This is a genomic window from Ruegeria sp. AH7 (genome assembly GCF_056541325.1).
Genome location: NZ_JBQFYF010000001.1, coordinates 92,604 through 111,358, shown reverse-complemented (window position 1 = coordinate 111,358; position 18,755 = coordinate 92,604). Strand labels below are relative to the sequence as shown.

19 protein-coding genes are annotated in these 18,755 nt (G+C 57.0%); 5 read left to right on the top strand and 14 right to left on the bottom strand.

Annotation, left to right across the window (positions count from 1 at the left end):
- Nucleotides 1-23: 23 nt before the first annotated feature.
- Nucleotides 24-1,568, top strand: a complete 1,545-nt coding sequence (locus ACR0JX_RS00565; protein WP_480540482.1) for a Ppx/GppA family phosphatase — start codon at nt 24-26, stop codon at nt 1,566-1,568.
- 8 nt (nt 1,569-1,576) lie between these two features.
- Here the strand turns inward: ACR0JX_RS00565 and ACR0JX_RS00560 are convergent, their stop codons facing one another.
- From ACR0JX_RS00560 to scpA, 6 genes are all read right to left on the bottom strand, one after another.
- Nucleotides 1,577-1,951: a hypothetical protein gene (locus ACR0JX_RS00560; protein ID WP_480540480.1), complete on the bottom strand. Its 375-nt coding sequence runs from the start codon at nt 1,949-1,951 to the stop codon at nt 1,577-1,579.
- Nucleotides 1,952-1,988: 37 nt separating this feature from the next.
- The gene (locus ACR0JX_RS00555; RefSeq protein ID WP_480540478.1) at nt 1,989-2,981 is read right to left on the bottom strand and encodes an endonuclease/exonuclease/phosphatase family protein; all 993 of its coding nucleotides are present in this window, start codon (nt 2,979-2,981) and stop codon (nt 1,989-1,991) included.
- Between the two features lie 4 nt (nt 2,982-2,985).
- Nucleotides 2,986-3,666: a TerB family tellurite resistance protein gene (locus tag ACR0JX_RS00550; protein ID WP_480540476.1), complete on the bottom strand. Its 681-nt coding sequence runs from the start codon at nt 3,664-3,666 to the stop codon at nt 2,986-2,988.
- Between the two features lie 45 nt (nt 3,667-3,711).
- Nucleotides 3,712-4,200 (bottom strand): N-acetyltransferase family protein, encoded by a 489-nt coding sequence (locus tag ACR0JX_RS00545; protein ID WP_480540474.1) that lies wholly within the window; start codon nt 4,198-4,200, stop codon nt 3,712-3,714.
- Nucleotides 4,197-4,799: a VOC family protein gene (locus ACR0JX_RS00540; RefSeq protein WP_480540472.1), complete on the bottom strand. Its 603-nt coding sequence runs from the start codon at nt 4,797-4,799 to the stop codon at nt 4,197-4,199. Before ACR0JX_RS00540 ends, ACR0JX_RS00545 begins: the two co-directional genes overlap by 4 nt.
- Nucleotides 4,800-4,902: 103 nt before the next feature.
- Entirely contained in the window at nt 4,903-7,029 is a 2,127-nt protein-coding gene (gene scpA / locus ACR0JX_RS00535) for a methylmalonyl-CoA mutase (protein ID WP_480540470.1), read from the bottom strand.
- Nucleotides 7,030-7,197: 168 nt separating this feature from the next.
- Between scpA and ACR0JX_RS00530 the strand changes: the two genes are divergently transcribed.
- Nucleotides 7,198-7,650 carry a DUF4174 domain-containing protein gene (locus ACR0JX_RS00530; RefSeq protein ID WP_480540468.1) on the top strand — a complete coding sequence of 151 codons (453 nt, stop codon included), beginning with the start codon at nt 7,198-7,200 and terminating at the stop codon, nt 7,648-7,650.
- Nucleotides 7,651-7,801: 151 nt separating this feature from the next.
- On the opposite strand, the gene ACR0JX_RS00525 is transcribed toward ACR0JX_RS00530, so the two are convergent.
- The 3 genes from ACR0JX_RS00525 to ACR0JX_RS00515 all read right to left on the bottom strand — a co-directional run bounded on the left by ACR0JX_RS00525 (nt 7,802) and on the right by ACR0JX_RS00515 (nt 11,027).
- Complete coding sequence (locus ACR0JX_RS00525) at nt 7,802-8,662, bottom strand: hypothetical protein (RefSeq protein WP_480540466.1); 861 nt, start codon at nt 8,660-8,662, stop codon at nt 7,802-7,804.
- Nucleotides 8,662-10,707: an acetyl-CoA carboxylase biotin carboxylase subunit gene (locus tag ACR0JX_RS00520; RefSeq protein ID WP_480540464.1), complete on the bottom strand. Its 2,046-nt coding sequence runs from the start codon at nt 10,705-10,707 to the stop codon at nt 8,662-8,664. The genes ACR0JX_RS00525 and ACR0JX_RS00520 overlap by 1 nt, the downstream gene beginning before the upstream one ends.
- 116 nt (nt 10,708-10,823) lie before the next feature.
- The gene (locus ACR0JX_RS00515) at nt 10,824-11,027 is read right to left on the bottom strand and encodes a hypothetical protein (RefSeq protein ID WP_170531909.1); all 204 of its coding nucleotides are present in this window, start codon (nt 11,025-11,027) and stop codon (nt 10,824-10,826) included.
- A 650-nt stretch (nt 11,028-11,677) separates the two neighbouring features.
- On the opposite strand from ACR0JX_RS00515, the gene ACR0JX_RS00510 reads away from it, so the two are divergent.
- Nucleotides 11,678-12,835 carry a DcaP family trimeric outer membrane transporter gene (locus ACR0JX_RS00510; RefSeq protein WP_480540462.1) on the top strand — a complete coding sequence of 386 codons (1,158 nt, stop codon included), beginning with the start codon at nt 11,678-11,680 and terminating at the stop codon, nt 12,833-12,835.
- A 71-nt stretch (nt 12,836-12,906) separates the two neighbouring features.
- Here ACR0JX_RS00510 and ACR0JX_RS00505 read toward each other — a convergent pair whose 3' ends face one another.
- The 4 genes from ACR0JX_RS00505 to ACR0JX_RS00490 form a co-directional block, all read right to left on the bottom strand.
- Nucleotides 12,907-13,257, bottom strand: coding sequence for a hypothetical protein (locus tag ACR0JX_RS00505; RefSeq protein WP_480540460.1), 351 nt, complete (start codon nt 13,255-13,257; stop codon nt 12,907-12,909).
- On the bottom strand, nt 13,251-13,391 hold the full coding sequence (locus ACR0JX_RS00500) for a hypothetical protein (protein WP_480540458.1): 141 nt from the start codon (nt 13,389-13,391) through the stop codon (nt 13,251-13,253). The genes ACR0JX_RS00505 and ACR0JX_RS00500 overlap by 7 nt, the downstream gene beginning before the upstream one ends.
- Nucleotides 13,392-13,393: 2 nt before the next feature.
- The gene (locus tag ACR0JX_RS00495; RefSeq protein ID WP_480540456.1) at nt 13,394-13,762 is read right to left on the bottom strand and encodes a DUF6497 family protein; all 369 of its coding nucleotides are present in this window, start codon (nt 13,760-13,762) and stop codon (nt 13,394-13,396) included.
- A gap of 228 nt (nt 13,763-13,990) precedes the next feature.
- The gene (locus ACR0JX_RS00490; RefSeq protein WP_170531898.1) at nt 13,991-15,523 is read right to left on the bottom strand and encodes an acyl-CoA carboxylase subunit beta; all 1,533 of its coding nucleotides are present in this window, start codon (nt 15,521-15,523) and stop codon (nt 13,991-13,993) included.
- A 182-nt stretch (nt 15,524-15,705) separates the two neighbouring features.
- Between ACR0JX_RS00490 and ACR0JX_RS00485 the strand changes: the two genes are divergently transcribed.
- Both ACR0JX_RS00485 and ACR0JX_RS00480 read left to right on the top strand, forming a co-directional pair.
- Nucleotides 15,706-16,911, top strand: coding sequence for a multidrug effflux MFS transporter (locus ACR0JX_RS00485; RefSeq protein ID WP_480540454.1), 1,206 nt, complete (start codon nt 15,706-15,708; stop codon nt 16,909-16,911).
- A 65-nt stretch (nt 16,912-16,976) separates the two neighbouring features.
- Nucleotides 16,977-18,377, top strand: coding sequence for a helix-turn-helix domain-containing protein (locus tag ACR0JX_RS00480; protein WP_480540452.1), 1,401 nt, complete (start codon nt 16,977-16,979; stop codon nt 18,375-18,377).
- A gap of 73 nt (nt 18,378-18,450) precedes the next feature.
- On the opposite strand, the gene ACR0JX_RS00475 is transcribed toward ACR0JX_RS00480, so the two are convergent.
- A complete protein-coding gene (locus ACR0JX_RS00475) occupies nt 18,451-18,690 on the bottom strand; it encodes an HP1242/YdcH family protein (RefSeq protein ID WP_170531892.1) in 240 nt (79 codons plus the stop codon).
- Between the last annotated feature and the right edge of the window lie 65 nt (nt 18,691-18,755).

Below are 18,755 nucleotides of genomic sequence, written 5' to 3'. Positions count from 1 at the left end.
ACCCCGGAATATCTGGAAGATACATGGATCAGACAGTCGAAACCGACATCCCGGACTGGGGCCCATTCGGCAAACCTCTGTTCGATGACCCTGGCGCGCGTGCGCTGTCGCGGGTGGGCGTTGTCGATGTGGGCTCGAACTCGGTCCGGATGGTGATTTTTGACGGCGCGGCCCGATCGCCGGCTTATTTCTACAATGAAAAGGTAATGTGCGAGCTTGGCGCCGGGTTGTCTGAAACCGGAAAGCTGAACCCGCGCGGGCGCGAAAGGGCTCTGGCCGCGTTGAGGCGGTTCCAGCAACTGGCGCAAGACTTGGACCTGCCGGGCCTGCATGTGGTTGCAACCGCCGCCGTGCGCGAAGCCAAAGACGGGCCGGATTTCTGTGCCGAGGTTCAGGCCCAAACCGGGCTGCATGTCGCTGTGATCGACGGTCAGGAAGAGGCGCGCCTGTCCGCACAGGGCGTACTACTGGGCTGGCCCGGTGCTTATGGCCTGATCTGCGATATCGGCGGATCGTCAATGGAACTGGCCGAAATCGGGGATGGTCAGGTTGGGCGACGGGTGACCTCAGCCCTTGGGCCGCTGAAACTGCGTGACATCAAAGGTGGGCGGCGCGCGCGAAAAGCGCATATCAAGGACACGATGGAGGAGTTGCGCGCTCAGCTTGGTCAGCAGCGGGACCGCTTGTTTCTTGTCGGCGGTAGCTGGCGCGCATTCGCTCGGATCGATATGTTGCGCCGTGGCTACCCTCTGAATGTTCTGCATGAGTACCGCATGACCACCACGCAGGTGCGTGACACGATCAAGTTCATCGAAGCCAATGATCACGACAAACTGCGCAGCCAAGCAGGTGTGTCCAACTCTCGAATGGCGTTGATCCCCTATGCGATGGATGTTCTGGGGCGATTGATTCGCACCTTCAAACCCAAGGACATCGCGATCTCAAGCTACGGCATCCGCGAAGGTTTGTTGTACGAGCAAATGTCGCAAGAGATCCGGGATCGAGACCCTTTGATCGAGGCCAGCCGGTTTTCCGAATCCAAAGATGCCCGCCTGCCTGGTTTTGGGCGGAACCTTTACAGTTTTGTGATGCCATTGTTCAAATCAGCGCCGCCCGCGCGGGTTAGGTTAGTCAAGGCCGCCTGCCTGCTGCATGACGTGAGTTGGCGCGCGCATCCCGATTATCGGGCCGAGGCCTGTTTCGACTACGTCACCCGCGCTAATCTGGGTGGCCTGAAGCACTCCGAACGCGTCTTTATCGGGCTGGCACTGCAACACCGCTATCGCAACAAACGTGAGGGCAATCGATTTGCACCATTGTACGAGTTACTAGATGAGACTGGGCAGAAACAGGCCGAGATCCTGGGCAAGGCAATGCGGTTCGGTGCGATGCTTTGGATGCACAACGAAGCCAACATCGGCAGACTTAGATTTTACCCTAAGAAGCGCCAGCTTGAACTGTTCCTGCCCAAAGCGGCTGAGCCCTTGTTCAACGAGGTGGCCGAGGCGCGCCTAAACTCGCTGTCAAACGCCCTGAAATCCGAAGTGCGCGTGATCATCAAAGGTTAGGCCCCCGATCAGATATCGGTGCCTTCATCTGGTGCCTGATCTTCAGGCTTGGGGGCGACCTCATCATCAGGCACAGGTTTTTTGCGAATGATGATATCGCCATTTGGAAGGATTTCAGGTGCTTCGTAAGCGCTCCAATCCTTAATCTCGGCTACCAGTTCGGCCAATGCGGGACCCATTTCCTGAAGAAAGGATTGCATCGCCGGCCCAAGTGAATGCGCCATGCCCAAAAGCTCATCCAGCGCGGGCTCCATCTCTCGACGCAGTCCTTCAAAGAACAGCTCGGCCCCCTGCTCCATCAGGGATTTGCTGTCATCTTCCTGCGCAAAGGCAGGAGTGCTGAGGTTGGCAGACAAGGCCGCGATGATCAGAAGGCGTTTCATATTGGGAATATAGGCCCTCAAAGGGTCTCAGGGAAGATCACAACTCGATATCCAGCGTGACCGGGAAGTGATCCGAGGCTGTCAGCAGCGCCTCGCGTAGTTCAACAGATGTCCAGCAGGTCGCATCTCGAAACGGGTGCCAGATGCGCCAGGCGGGTTGGCGATTACGCAGGTCTTCGCTGATCATGACATAGTCCAGCAAAGCCTCAAGAAACTTGCCCTCTTTTGGGCGGGCGAACCGGGCCGTGGAAGGGACAGACCCCGGTCGGGGTCCATGCGCCGTAACGGCATGGGGGTCAAACAATCCGGCCTGCAGCAAGATTTCAACCGATGAATGCCCGAACAGATGCTCGAACTCATCCAAACCCGGACCATCATTGAGATCGCCCAGAAGCACAACAGGTTCTTGTGCCTCGACATGGTCGGCCACCCGCCGTGACAGCCAGATTGCCTGCGCAAGTTGCTTGCGCCGGTTGGCGATTGAAATCCGGATCGCCTCATCGCGGGATTCTGCACCATGCGGGGCTTTGGATTTGAGATGAGCGCCGATCATGCGGAACTCAAAACCGGAGTTTGACTGAACCAGCAACTCCAGCGGGGGTTTCGAGAAGCGCACCACATCTTCAGTCGCATCCACATCCAAATCGATCTGAAAGGAACGATCGAACCGCGGCGCATTCGCATCGTCGCGCGGCGCATGTTGGGCCGTTAACACTTCGGGATCATAGAGCAGGGCGAGTTCCTGATGCGTGTCGTTGGCAAAACCCATAACCGCGCGCTGCGTTCGCAGATCAAATGCCTCGGCAAAGCCTTGCAATGCCCGCACTGTGTTCTGGCGCTTACCGGTATTGGGCGCTTCGACGATCAGGATGGCGTCCGCATCCAGCGCGGTCAGAACCTTGGCAATCGCCTCAACCTGCTGGGCCTTTGTCACCTCATGACGGCCCGACCAGCTGTCATCCATGATCAGCGCATCGTTTTTATCAAACAAGTTGGCGAACCATTCGATGTTGTAGGTCGCCAAACGCATCCACTCAGGCCCGCGCGCCGTTGATGTCATCCCAGGCTTGGTTGATGTCGATCATCTTCTTTTCGGCAAGGCGGATCGCCTCTTCCGGGACACCGCGTGCCATCATTGCGTCGGGATGGGTATCGCGCACCAGTTGACGCCACACTTTGCGAATCTCAGACACCGGCATGTTGCGCGAAACGCCCAGAACCACATAAGGATCATTGGGCGCATCCGGCACGAAGCGCGCGCGCAAGGCCAGGAATTGCGCATCTGTCTGTCCGAAGATGCGACTGACGTCCTCAAGGAATTCATTCTCGTTGGGGTGATAGAACCCATCGGCCATGGCGATGTGGAACAAACCCTCCATCAGGTCACAAAGCGCGGTGCTGTCTTCGGAAAACATGCGCGCGATCTTGCGCGCATAGTCCTGATAGCCTGCAACATCCTTCCGCGCCATGTTGAAGACCCGCGCCGCGCCTTCTTCATCCGCACGCGCGATCTGGAACACATCCCGAAAGGCCGTGACTTCATCGCGCGTCACCTGTCCGTCAGCCTTGGCCATTTTGGCCCCCAACGCGATTACGGCAATGGTGAAGGCCACCGAACGTTCGGGTGGCGAACGCAGCTTCTCAAAAACTGCCGTCAGGCTTTCGCCTTGGGCAAGGGCGCTCAGCGCGTCGGATATGCGGGTCCAGATCGACATGGGCGTACCCTAGCGTCCCAATTCGGGACTGTCAGGTGGAACAGGTCACTCTGCACGAAGAATTTTCTGCATCAGCACAAGATCGAGCCATTGGCCCCATTTGAACCCAACTTCCGGCATAAGGCCGACCCTTTGGAACCCGACCGCCTCATGAAACGCAATGGCTGAAGGGTTGGCAGAAGATATGCCAGCCACAAGAACATGAACCCCGTCTGCGCGTGCCACAGCTTCCAGTTCGGTCATTAAGGCCCGACCAATACCCTTGCGCCGCGCCCCTTCCGCCAACTGGATCGAGTGTTCCCGCGTATTGGTGTATCCCGGTCCGCTGCGAAACATCCCGTATGTTGCAAAACCCAGCACCTGACCCTGATCTTCTGCGATCAGAAAAGACGGGCCACGCGCGCGAATATCTTTGGCAATCGCTTCGGTGCTGCGTTCTTCTGTGGTGAACGTCACCAACGTATCGCGGATGATGGCGTTCGTGATCGCTGCGATCTGAGCAGCATCATCCGGGCGGGCTTGCCGAACCGTCATTCCAACACGCGCACCCCATTTGGCGTTTCGAACTCTGCCCGCATCGAGGCCGGACCGGTGTCGAACACAACCAGATCAAGTTCTCCCAAATGCTGGGCCAGTTCCAATGCCTCCGGGTGATAGACGATCAGCCGCCGCAAACTGCACCCGCTGTCTTGCAACATCTGCGCAGGGTGCAAATCGCCCTGCCATTGGATCAACGCGGGAAACAGATTGTCGAAGGGCAAGCGTCCGTTGGGCGGCACTGCCATCCGCCAAGTCAAAGCCCCCCGGGTCAGATCAATTGGTGTGCCAGTGCCATCAGGAAACGTTGCAAGTGCGGCTTCAATATCTGGAACGCTACAGATCCAATTGGTCAGACGTGGTTCTCCTGAAAACCGATCCAGATCAAACCAACGGGTTCGCTGAGGTACAGCTGCGTCAGGATCAATAGCAATCGCTTCCAGATACAGACCATCCCTTAGGCCCAGAAGACGATTATAAGTGCCAAATTTTTCGTGCTTTCCGCCGGGTTGAAGCGAGATACCCAACGCCTGTTCGATATGGGCCGATGCCGCCTCCAGCGTTTCGCCCGCAACGGCCAAGTGATCGAGTAACATCCGCACCTCCCTAAGAAAACGACCAGATCCATAGATCTGGTCGCATGTTTCACCCAAGCGTTACCGTGCACAAGATTTTTCGTCGAGAATCCTGTGCTTGAAACTAGCTGCGCGCTTCTTTGATCAGTCGCAGGATATCCTGCGCAGCCTCAGGTATATTTGTTCCGGGCCCAAAGATCGCCTTGACGCCGTGATCATAGAGGAACTGATAGTCCTGTTGCGGAATCACCCCGCCGCAAATCACGATGATGTCCTCGGCCCCGGCTTTCTTCAGTTCTTCAACCAGTTGCGGTGCAAGCGTTTTATGCCCTGCCGCCTGGGACGAGATACCAACCACATGAACATCATTGTCAACCGCATCCTGAGCAGCCTCAGCCGGTGTCTGAAACAATGGACCGACATCCACGTCAAACCCGATATCGGCAAAAGCCGTCGCGATGACCTTGGCCCCCCGGTCGTGACCATCCTGCCCCATCTTGACCACCAGCAGACGCGGGCGCCGGCCTTCGGTCTCAGCGAATTCCTCGATGGATTTCTGGATCGCGGCAAAGCCTTCGTCACCTTCGTAGGCCGCCCCATAGACACCAGCCAGTGTCTTTACCTCGGCGCGATGGCGGCCGAATTCCTTTTCCATTGCCATGCTGATCTCTCCTACGGATGCGCGGGCGCGGGCAGCCTCAACGGCAGCGGCCAGAAGGTTTCCGCCGTCTCGGGCAGTATTGGTCAGTGCCTCCAGTGCCTGTTGGCACGCAGCTTCATCGCGGGTGGCGCGGATGCGTTCCAGCCGCGCGACCTGAGCTTCGCGTACGGCGACGTTGTCGACATCCAGAATGTCGATCGGGTCTTCCTGTTCCTTGCGGTATTTGTTGACCCCAACGATCACCTCATCGCCCCGATCGATCATCGCCTGACGACGTGCCGCGCTTTCCTCGATCCGCAGCTTAGGCATGCCAGAGGCCACAGCCTTGGTCATGCCGCCCATCTCTTCGACCTCTTCCATCAGAGCCCAGGCCTTTTCGACCAGCTCGTTGGTCAGGCTTTCGATATAATAGGAACCCGCCAGCGGATCGACCACGTCGGTCACTCCGGTTTCCTCCTGCAGCACCAGCTGGGTGTTCCGCGCAATGCGGGCCGAGAAATCGGTGGGCAGGGCAATCGCCTCATCCAACGCGTTGGTGTGCAGCGATTGCGTGCCGCCCAGAACCGCGCTCATCGCCTCATAGGCGGTGCGGATCACATTGTTATAGGGGTCCTGCTCCTGCAGCGACACGCCGGAGGTCTGGCAATGGGTCCGCAACATCTTGGACCGCTCGGACTTCGCGCCGAAATCGGTCATCACCCGGTGCCACAATGTACGGGCCGCACGCAGCTTGGCGATCTCCATGAAGAAGTTCATGCCGATGGCAAAGAAGAAGGACAAACGGCCCGCGAATTTATCCACATCCATCCCGGCCTCGGTCGCGGCCCGGACGTATTCACGCCCATCCGCCAGCGTATAGGCCAGTTCCTGCACCAGGTTCGCCCCGGCCTCTTGCATGTGATAGCCCGAGATCGAGATCGAGTTGAACTTGGGCATCTCGTTTGAGGTGTATTCGATGATGTCCGAGATGATCTTCATCGACGGCTCAGGCGGGTAGATATAGGTGTTGCGCACCATGAACTCTTTCAGAATGTCATTCTGAATTGTGCCGGACAGGACGGATTTGTCATGCCCCTGCTCTTCGCCCGCGACGATGAAACTCGCCAAAATCGGAACCACCGCGCCGTTCATGGTCATCGAGACCGAAACCTTGTCCAGCGGGATACCGTCGAACAGAATCTTCATGTCCTCAACGCTATCGATCGCCACACCGGCCTTACCCACGTCGCCCACGACACGCGGGTGGTCACTGTCATAGCCGCGGTGCGTCGCCAGATCGAAAGCCACAGAAACCCCCTGCTGACCGGCGGCCAGATTGCGGCGATAGAAAGCGTTCGACTCTTCAGCTGTCGAAAAACCCGCATACTGCCGGATCGTCCATGGACGGCCCGCATACATGGTCGCCTTCACCCCACGCGTGAACGGACCAAACCCGGGCAGCGAGCCCATATGCGGCAGGTTGGCGGTGTCTTCTTGCGTATAGAGAGGTTTGACGTCGATGCCTTCCAGCGTCTCTTTGGTCAGGTCATCCAGCGGGCGACCACGCAGTTCTTTTTCGGCCAGCGCCTGCCAGTCTTTCTTATCGGTCATGGCAATATCCTTTTCTCGATTCGGGACGCGCCCGGCCTTGGCCTGCGCGCTGTTGTCACTGAAGGGGTCGATTTGCGAGCTGTAAAACAAAAGAATTTGAACCCCTTGTACAAATCACCGGTCGCATTCACGCGGACAGGGGCTATATTCATTCCAGCAGGAGGCCCCATGACACGAACGCTTGCCTTTGTTTTTTCGGCGCTATTCCCGCTGGCGGCTTTGGCGGCCGACGGATCGGCACCCGCCGATGAGGAGTTCGTTCGCCCGGCAGGCGACAGCGATCTCAGCGAATTTCTGTGGGTCAACCGGCCCATCGTCGTCTTTGCGGACACGCCCGCTGACCCCCGGTTCCAGCAACAGATCGACATGTTGCTGGATGGCGAGGACGCGATGCGGGATCGGGATGTGATTGTGCTGACAGATACTGACCCGTCAGCGCGATCTCCGATCCGGTCAAAGCTACGCCCGCGCGGGTTCCAGATGGTATTCGTTGATAAGGATGGTGTGGTGAAACTGCGCAAACCCAGCCCGTGGAGCGTTCGCGAGATTGGCCGATCCATCGACAAAACCCCGCTACGTGAACGCGAAATCCGCGAGCGACGTGATGCGGCGAAACCGTAATTGAAATATTCACCAATAGATATTATGTTTACGACGTAGAAGGTGAGGAAAAGATCATGCTTTATAGCAGTGACCAACCAGAAAAATCTCCGGAAAAGCCGATCAGCGGCGATATCTGATCGGCTGCTAGCCCCTATTTTACACAATAGGGTCAAGGGTTTACATCCTCATTCTCGCCAGAGCGATTGATCCCCTCGGGATTTTCGTGCCCCATCTCAATATTTATTGCAACCAACGCGCGCAAACCCCAGCGCAGCGTGCTAATTCTGCGTTTCGTCAATTGTTCATGAAACGCCACTCGGCGTTCACGGGATAGGCTGCGAGTCTGTTCATTTCGGGAATCTTCAATCATCCGGCGCAAATCGGTGTATTCGGCGTAGAAACGAATTACGCCTTCAACAGCATCTTCGCCCAACGCTGGGATAGACGACGAAATCGCCTCGAACACGATGGGTTCGCTTTCCATGGTTGAAAACGGAAAATACTCGATCAGATTACCGTTCGCATCCGTGCCGTCACCACTCAGAATCCGTTTCTGGACCTTTTCCGCATGGGCCGCGATAGGCTGGTTGTCAAGTTTATCCACCAACGCAAAAATCTCATTTCGCAAAGCAATCAGCGTATCCCTACGCTGAAGATGGAATTTCTGCGCTTCGGCATAGGATGAGAATAGAAATGTGACGAACCACCCCAGAACGATAACCGAACCCGTCACCAAAGCCGGGTAAACCTTGTCCCTTGCGGCGTCCGGTACGTATTCCCAGACGACTATTCCTCCAATCACACCCAGCAGAAGAAACGGGGGCAAAACCACAAGAATCCGAAGGAAACTGCGGCGCAGAAGCGGCGGAATGGCCCAGCTGTAAAACCCGAGCACCAAAGCAGACCCGATCAGGATCAGGGTCAAATCTCCGATTTCATGTCTCAGATAGGCCAAAACCACACCGCCAAGCATTGCAGAGGTCAGAAAAGCGAGCACGCAAAAGTCTATTTCGCGATGCCCGCTGAACATCACTCGAATTCCATGATCACATCATCCACAGCCAAACTGTCACCGGCACCCGCGTTGATCTTGGAAACGGTGCCTTTCTTCTCGGCGCGCAGGATGTTTTCCATCTTCATCGCCTCAATCGTGCACAATGCCTGACCTTCCTGCACCTCCTGCCCTACTTCGACGTCAATCTTCACGATCAGCCCCGGCATCGGGCAGAGCAGCATTTTAGAGGTGTCGGGAGGCAGTTTCTCGGGCATCAGCTTGGCCAGTTCGGCCTGACGCGGACGGCGCACCAGAACTTTCAGGTCCGCGCCACGGTTGCGCACCCGGAACCCGCCTGAAACCTTGCCCACCTTCAAAACAAGCGGACTGCCATCAACATCCAGCACCGCCAGTTGATCACCCGGTGTCCAATCCGAGGAAACGCGGAGACTTGATCCATCCTCGAATTTCACCGTCGCGCCTTCTTTGTCGGCATTGACCTGAACCGGAAGCTCATGCCCCTCCACAGCCACAACCCAGCGCTTACCAACCTTGCGTTCGTGATTGTCCATCCGGCCCGACACGCGCGTGCGCCTGATCTCGGCGACGCGGTGCATCGCAGCGCAAGAGGCTGCAATCCGACGCAGATCACCTTCGGGCAAGGTGACACCTTCGAACCCATCCGGATATTCTTCGGCGATGAAGGCGGTCGTCATATCACCGCTGACGAATTTGGGGTGATCCATCACCGCCGACAGGAACGGCAGATTGTGGCCAATGCCCTCGACCTCGAAACTGTCCAGCGCCACGCGCATTGCCTCAATCGCCGCCTCGCGGGTCGGGGCCCAGGTGCAAAGTTTGGCGATCATCGGATCGTAATACATGCTGATCTCGCCGCCTTCATAGACGCCTGTGTCGTTGCGCACAGCGGCCTGACCTTCCGGCGCATCGCCCTGCCATTTACCGTTGATCAGCATCGGGCCAGCGGCAATTTCCTGCGGCGGGCGATAGCGGGTCAGACGCCCGATTGAGGGCAGGAAGTTGCGATATGGGTCTTCCGCATACAGACGGTTTTCAATGGCCCATCCGGTCAGCGTCACGTCGTCCTGCGTAATCGACAAGGGCTCACCATTGGCCACGCGGATCATCTGTTCAACCAGATCGACGCCGGTGATCAACTCGGTCACCGGGTGTTCCACCTGCAGGCGGGTGTTCATTTCGAGAAAGTAGAAGTTCTTCTGACCGTCAACGATAAACTCTACCGTACCCGCGCTGGAGTAGCCCACGGCCTTGGCTAGGGCCACAGCCTGTTCCCCCATTGCCTTGCGGGTTGCTTCATCGAGGAACGGCGACGGCGCTTCCTCCACCACTTTCTGGTTCCGGCGCTGGATCGAACATTCACGCTCGCCCAGATAGATGCCGTTGCCATGACTGTCGCACAGAACCTGAATTTCGATGTGGCGCGGTTGGGTCACGAATTTCTCGATGAAAATCCGGTCATCGCCAAACGAGTTCGCAGCCTCGTTCTTGGACGACTGGAAACCTTCACGCGCCTCCTCGTCACTCCAGGCAATCCGCATACCCTTGCCGCCGCCACCGGCACTGGCTTTGATCATCACCGGATAGCCGATCTCGTTCGAAATCTTGACCGCTTCTTCCGCGTCTTCGATCAAGCCCATGTATCCCGGAACCGTCGAAACGCCCGCCTCCTGAGCGATCTTTTTCGAGGTGATCTTGTCCCCCATCGCCTCAATCGCGCCTTTGGGCGGGCCGACAAAAGCAACGCCTTCGGCCTCAAGCGCCTCGGCAAACTTCGCGTTTTCAGACAGGAAGCCATAGCCGGGGTGAACCGCTTGTGCGCCGCTTTGACGGATGGCGTCCATGACCTTGTCAATCACGATATAAGACTGGTTCGCAGGCGGCGGACCGATATGCACCGCCTCATCCGCCATCGAGACATGCAACGCGTTCCTGTCCGCGTCCGAATAAATGGCAACGGTGCCGATACCCATCTTGCGGGCGGTCTTGATGACCCGGCAGGCAATCTCGCCCCGGTTGGCGATCAGGATCTTATTGAACATGCGATGTCCTTTGGTTTGGTGCTCTGGAAACGCAAAACGCCGCCGCAGGGAGGGATCCCCGCAACGGCGTGATACGCGATGACGGATGGGGCGAAAAACGCCCCAAGGAATTTGTGTTAGTTACAGTTGTTCTGCGTTTTGCAGTAAAGGACGTTACCCGCGGCGCCAACGGCTGCCCCAAACAGCGGGTCCGCGCTGAGGACCGCAGCCCCGACTGCGCCGGCTCCGCCACCCAGCAAAGCCTGTTCGCCGGTCGTGTCACCGCAGGCCGACAGGCCCGCGCAAGTTGCTGCAACCAGAATAATACGTGAGATTTGCATTTAGTCTGCCCTCTTGCTCGATTTGATATCTTTAAGGTCAGATGCGGGGTTTGGGCTCTGTTATTCAATATCAAACACAGCAAATTCACATTTTGCGCAGATTTATGCCGCTTGATACCTGCAGGATGCTCAAAGAAAAACGCGGACAGGACATTGTGGGGAACACAAGCCTGCCCGCGGAAGGAAGGGGTACGGAATAGTAGGTGCATGTGCGGCGCAGGCAAAGTAGAGCCGCACGGCCCACTCAGGTTGCACGCCACAATCCAAGCAGCAAACAAAGTATTGTTTCCTGAGAAGATTCCGGCTGGAATTTGCCCATGCGGCAAGTTTCCGCGCAAAATTGCGCCGATCGCCTTTTGCGGCGATTCAGGCCTGCACCCGAGGCCCGGCGTCACAGTTTTGTTATATTTCAGCTTCCGAGCCAGCCTTTTTGCAGGCGCAGCATCACATATTGAAGAAATCGGCCTGGGTGGAAACATGTTCACAATCATACGCTTGGCAGAACGTTTCACCCCATCGTGACTTAGCGCGTCCAAAAATGCACATTCCCTTGAGAAATATAGGCTTTTCCGTCCCGATCTCGTGATTTCCGAAGCCACAAAGCGCGTGGAACGGTGCAAGTGCTTACTCGCACACAAGGAAACACCCACATGACTACGATAGGAAAAAAGGCGACCCTTCTTGCGGCTTCTGCACTCTGTTTGACCGGCACGAATGCTGTGGCTGAGGACGCCCAGACACAGGCCGAACTGGATGCGCTGCGCGCCAGAGTCGAAGCGCTTGAGGCCAACCGCGCGGGCCCTGCTAATGGTGATTTCAGAATCGGGAACACCACTCTCGACGTTTATGGCTACGTCAAAGCCGATTTCTTCTACGATTTCGAATTTGATCAGGGCGATACCGCTTTTGTGAACGTCATTGGCGAGCCATCGGCTGCAACTGATGGAACCTTTGGCGCGACGATCCGCCAATCGCGGATCGGATTGCGCACAAGTACCCCAAGCGGCATCGGTGAGATCGGCGGACAGTTGGAGCTGGATCTGTTCGCCTCGAATGGCACGGCAGAGCTGCGGTTGCGTCATGCCAATATCACCATTGGTGACAGTTGGTTGATCGGGCAGTACTGGACCAACTTCCAGCCGTTGGACACTTATCCGACCTCGGTTGAGTTCAATGGTCCTGTCGGTATCGCATTCGCCCGGGTACCGCAGGTCCGTTACACAGCCAATCTGGGTTCGAATACCGTGTTCAGCACCTCGATCGAAGAAAATGTCAGTGGATCGAACTCGGACGACCCGGTTCTTACCGCTGCAGCCGAGTATAACAACGGCACATATATTGCGCGTGCTTCGGCGCTCTATGGCAACGCTCAAACAAGCGACGGTGCGACCGAGGTCGATCAGTGGGGCGTTACTCTGTCGGGCTCGATCCGCCCCTGGGCGGGTGGCCTGTTTCAGGTCAACTATGTCCACGGTCAGGCCCTTGGCCCATACCTGATTGGCCTGGGCGATGCGATTGTCGGGGGTGAGGCCAACGATGTCGATGGCTACACGGTCGAGTTCCGGCAGGACTTGAGTGACAAATGGAACGTTGGCATCGCTTACGGACGCGAGGACTATGATCTGGCCACATCGACCGGAACACTGGCGTTCACCGAGTTGGAGACCATCCATGTCAACGCCTTCTACAAAGCGACCGACAACCTGACCCTTAGCGCCGAATACATCTATGGCGAGCGGAACGACGTGAACTCGGGGCAAGACTTCGATGGCAATCGGATACAGGTCGCCGCCCAGTTGAACTTCTGACGCGCCCATTCGACCCTGCCCGATACTGGGCGGGGTCTTACTTGCCAAAGGCTGCGTCAGGTTCAACATGATCAACCCGTGCCGAACAAATCAGGGAACGACGCACGAGCGGCGTCCAGATCAATTACCAGCAACGCATCATAGCTTTCCGGATCGAACGGATCTTCTGCCGGAATGACTTCGCGCCCGAACAGCCAACTCAGCCGGCCCGCATCCAAATTGCCGCGTTCAAACGGCTGATCACCGAACGCCTGCCATAGCGCTTCCATAAAGCCTGCATCGGCCCTGCGGTCGGCTGGTTTGCGATCCCGAAACCGTTCGCGACGGGTGATCGGGGTTACGCCCTTAGGGTTGGCGCGGCGAATGGTGAACTGAAAATCGGTGCCAGCCAGACGCCCGGGAAATCCGCGATGTTTCAGCATATCGACACCTCTGGCATGACGTCGTGTTTGATACCGGGAAAATCACACCCGTTTCGGGATGAGGTCATAGTGCGCACCTCCAAAGCCGCATCATTGATCTGAGACGCTTTGAGCACATGAAGTTCGATGATCATGGTCAAAGCCCCTCCCAGATACACCCGGACGGTTCCAACCGGTAGGCTTCAAAGAACTGTGTGGCATCCGGCGCGCTGTCGCCGAATTCGATAGGCCGGTCCGCCAGCGATATAATCACAAGTGCCGGGTCCAATTCGTGCTGAGCGACATAGGCAATCGCTAGGGTCTGACACAGATGCGCCATATCCTTCGTGGCGACGTCATAGCCGATCCGACCCACGGTTGCGCCGATCTTTGGGGCAATGAACCGAAACCGAACCCAAAGCTCACCCGGATTATTGTCCAACAGGACACTGTTCAGGTGAACAGGCTGGCCAGACGGCACGGGCAGCGGGGTTTCCGATTGTGGGAAAGCCGGAGTTGCAAACAAACTGGACAGCAAAACTATGGCGCGGCCCCGGACCCGCCAATGGCAAGCTCCTCCTTCCGGGGTCGCGCGCGCAGTGCTTGTGGCCTGCGCAGTTCTATGATTGCTGGGGCGGATCATTCAACTATTTAGCAGTTTTTGTCAAACCTGCCGTATTTGGCGGCAGTTTCTAAACCATCCTCATATTCAACGTGACCCAAGGCGCAGGGCGGTTTTTCCGCCCTGAGGGCCTTACAACGGGATATTGTCGTGTTTTTTCCATGGGTTCTTCAGCTGCTTGCCCCGCAAGCTGGCGAAAGCACGCGAAACACGGCGGCGGGTTGAATGGGGCATGATTACCTCGTCCACAAAGCCACGTTCAGCCGCCACAAACGGATTCGCAAAGCGATCCTCGTAGTCTGCCACGTGCTGCGCGGTTTTCTCGGCATCTTTCAGATCGGCCCGGTGGATGATCTCGGTCGCGCCTTTTGCACCCATCACCGCGATCTCGGCCGTGGGCCAGGCATAGTTGAAATCGCCGCGCAGATGCTTGGACGCCATAACCACATAGGCGCCGCCATAAGCCTTGCGGGTAATAACTGTGACCTTCGGCACGGTTGCTTCGCCATAGGCATAAAGCAGTTTGGCACCGTGCTTGATCACGCCGCTGTATTCCTGCTGCGTTCCCGGCAAGAAGCCTGGCACGTCGACCAGGGTTAGGATCGGGATCTCGAAACAGTCACAGAAGCGAACGAACCTCGCCGCTTTACGCGAGCTGTCGATGTCCAGGCATCCTGCCAGAACCATCGGCTGGTTCGCAACAACGCCAACAGTCTGCCCTTCGAGCCGGATAAAACCGGTGATGATGTTCTTGGCGAAATCTTCCTGAATTTCGTAGAAGTCGCCCTCATCCGCGATCTTCGTGATCAGTTCCTTCATATCATAAGGCGTATTCGGATTGTCTGGCACCAGAGTATCTAGGGATTTCTCCACGCGATCCGGATCATCAAAGAACGGACGGACAGGGGGCTTTTCGCGGTTATTCAGCGGCAGGAAATCGACAAGGCGGCGCACCTCGGCCAGTGCTTCAACATCGTTTTCAAACGCGCCATCCGCGACGGATGACTTTTTGGTGTGGGTTGATGCGCCACCAAGCTCTTCAGCCGTAACCACTTCGTTTGTAACGGTTTTGACCACGTCGGGGCCGGTCACGAACATGTAGGACGAGTCCTTGACCATGAAGATAAAGTCCGTCATCGCCGGGCTGTACACCGCACCACCGGCACAGGGGCCCATGATCACGCTGATCTGCGGCACCACGCCCGAGGCCGTGATGTTGCGCTGGAACACCTCGGCATATCCCGCAAGTGACGCCACACCTTCCTGAATACGCGCACCACCCGAGTCGTTGATGCCGATGATGGGCGCTCCGTTCTGAACCGCCATATCCATGACCTTGCAGATCTTTTGAGCATGCGTTTCCGAAAGCGAGCCACCAAAGACCGTGAAATCCTGGCTGAACACATAAACCATGCGACCATTGATCGTGCCCCAACCGGTTACCACACCATCCCCTGCAGGCTGCTGTTTTTCCATGCCGAAATCAGTGCAGCGGTGGCTGACGAACATGTCAAACTCTTCGAAACTGCCTTCGTCCAGCAGCAGTTCGATCCGCTCGCGCGCAGTCAACTTGCCGCGACCGTGTTGGGCATCAATTCGCTTTTGCCCACCGCCCAAACGCGCCGCGTCACGACGGTTTTCAAGCTCGGAAAGGATGTCTTTCATGGCGCATATCCCCTGTTAAATTTGGCGAACACTACCCGCTGAGCAACCTTGGCTAAAGTTCTTTCCAGCAAATTTGCAAATATATGAAAATCACATCCTGATAAATTGTAAAATTGCTAATATATGCGGTTCGCCCGATACTGATCTGGCATTCCCAAAAACCGCCACTATACATGTGAACAATGCAGTTCAGATCGACTGCGGTTCGCCGCACGCCACCCACAATCGGCACACTTGTACTACTGTCAGGCCTAGCGGCGCTGAGCATGAATTTGTTCTTGCCCAGCCTACCGAACATGGCGCTGTATTTTGCGACTGACTACAAGGTCATGCAATTGTCGATTGCGCTGTATCTGCTGGTCAATGCGGTGCTGCAAATCCTGATCGGCCCCATCGCGGACAAAGCCGGGCGCAGGCCGGTGCTGCTGTGGGGACTTTGGTTGTTTTTGCTGGCAACGCTCGGATGCATCTACGCCCCCACTGCCGAGGTTTTTCTATTCTTTAGAATGTGCCAGGCGGTGATCGTTGTCGGGATGGTTCTCAGCCGCGCGGCAGTGCGGGACATGTATGATCAAGATCAGGCGGCGTCTATGATTGGCTATGTCACCATGGGCATGGCAGTGGTTCCGATGATTGGCCCCGCGATCGGTGGTATCCTTGAAGAAAGCTTTGGCTGGAAAGCCAATTTCTGGCTACCATTCGCGTTGGGCGCACTGATCCTGGCGTTAACCTACTGGGATTTCGGCGAAACCTCTGCAAAAAGCGGAAAAACCCTGATCCAACAATTCAGGGAATATCCCGAGCTTCTGAAATCCCCCCGGTTTTGGGGCTATTCGCTTTCGTCTGCCTTCTCGTCCGGCGCATTCTTCGCCTATCTGGGCGGCGCACCATTCATTGGAACCGAACTGTTCGGGCTTAGCGCAGCCGAAGTTGGGTTTTATTTTGGTGCGCCTGCGGTTGGATACTTTCTCGGAAACTTCCTAAGCGGGCGCTACTCTGTGCGCTTTGGCGTCAACCGAATGGTTCTTTGGGGCAGCATTCTAAACGCCGCTGGTGTGGCAATTTCAGCCGTGCTGTTCCTGATCGGCGCCGGTAGCGCACTTAGCTTTTTTAGTCTCATGACGTTTGTAGGACTCGGCAACGGGATGACCATACCCAACGCGACGTCCGGCGCACTCTCTGTTCGCCCGCATCTGGCAGCAACCGCAGCGGGCCTGAGCGGGGCTATCATGCTGGGTGGTGGCGCAGGGCTCAGCGCGCTTGCCGGAGCTTTATTGACAGTCGAGACAGGCGCCATGCCGTTGTTATGGTTGATGCTGACGACGGCGGTTCTGGCCATCTGCTCCATCTATTCGGTGATCCGGCGCGAACGACAATTGGGCCTGTAAGCCCGCTTGCCTTCCAGAGTTTGCAAAGTTAGCCTCCCAGACAGGTAAACTTGCAAAGGCACGCCATGCCCACCCAAAAACTCTACGCAGGCGCCAAACTGCGCGAGATGCGCACCCGTTTGTCCCTCACGCAGAAAGAATTTGCCGCAAAGCTTGGCGTATCGCTGCCCTACCTCAATCAGATGGAAAACAACAACCGCCCGATCTCAACCACTGTCGTGCTGGCATTGGCGCAGGAGTTCGGGATGGATGTCACCGAGCTCAGCACAGGTGACAGCGAACGTCTGGTCTCTGATATGCGCGAAGCGCTCGCCGATCCGGTTTTTGCCGATGCCATTCCACCTTTGGCCGATCTGCGATTGACTGCTTCGAACGCGCCCGCTCTGGCGCGGGCCTTTATCGAACTTCATCGCACCTATCGGCAAACCCATGAACGCCTCGCCTCATTGGATGAGGCATTGGGACGCGAAGATTCACGCACGCAAGCCAGCCCCTGGGAAGAGGTGCGAGACTTCTTTCACTATTGCGACAACTACATCGATGCAGTCGACCGCGCCGCTGAACTGTTCGCCAATCGGGCCGAGGCACCAGGGGGGATCCGAGAGGCCGCGCTGAACAGCCTGGCCGAACGCGGAATTCAAGTCGTGTTCTCAGACATCGAAACCTTGCGCGCCTATGATTCTGAAAGCAAGACCTTGCGCCTGTCATCCCGCGCCGCGCCACAAACACAGGTCTTCCAGTTGCTGCTGCAGGTCGCTCTGATCAGTCAGGATAAACTGCTCGAAGCCACGCTGGACTTTGCCAAGTTCCAAAGCGACGAGGCTCGATCCATCGCCAAGATAGGATTGGCCAACTACTTTGCCGGTGCGTCGCTGATGCCCTATGCCAGTTTTTTGGCTGCTGCACAGGAAACCCGCCATGATCTGGAATTGCTCAGTACCCGTTTCGGCGCATCAATCGAACAGATCGCGCACCGCCTCTCAACGCTGCAACGGCCTGGGGCCAAGGGCATCCCGTTCTTCTTTGTCCGCGTTGATCAGGCCGGAACCATCACCAAACGCCATTCCGCAACGCGGTTGCAATTCGCCCGCTTTGGCGGCGCCTGCCCGCTATGGAATGTGCATCGCGCGTTCGAAACGCCCGGGCACTTTCTGTTGCAGCTTGCGGAAACACCGGACGGGGTCAAATACATCTCCCTGGCGCGCGATATCTCGAAATCAGGCGGTTCCTACGGCGCGCCGGTCCGCCGCTATGCCATTGCCCTGGGATGCGAGGTGCGCCATGCGCAGGCCCTTGTCTACGCCGACAATCTCGACATCAACAATGCCAGCGCCTACGAGCCTATCGGCATTTCCTGCCGGATTTGCGAACGGCAAACCTGCCATCAGCGTTCAGTCCCACCTTTGGAGCGCCGCTTGAGCATCGATACCCATACGCGCGGCACCCTGCCCTACAAGGTGACCTGATCTTCACCTGGCTGAATATACCTTAGGGGAACCGCAGCCCGCCGCGACGGGGGCAGAGCCCCCGCCCAAGCCCTCAGGCTTTAGTCAACATTGCCCAAATTTCGTCTTTCAGCGCCGCGCGTTTCTTGCGCATCTCACCTTCGGCCAGTTCTTCCACGGGTTCGATATTTGTCTCGGCCCGGTGCACCTGCCTGTTGATCTCGTGATACTCATCGGCCAGACGCGCAAAATGTGCGTCCGATTGCTTGAGTTGGCTCATCAGTTCGACCTTGTCCGGAAACTCTTCGGCCAGTTCGTGCGGGGTGTGAGACATGCTGTTCGCTCCTAAAACATGATTGTGTGGGATCTATCTAGCAACCCACAACAGCCGATACTTTG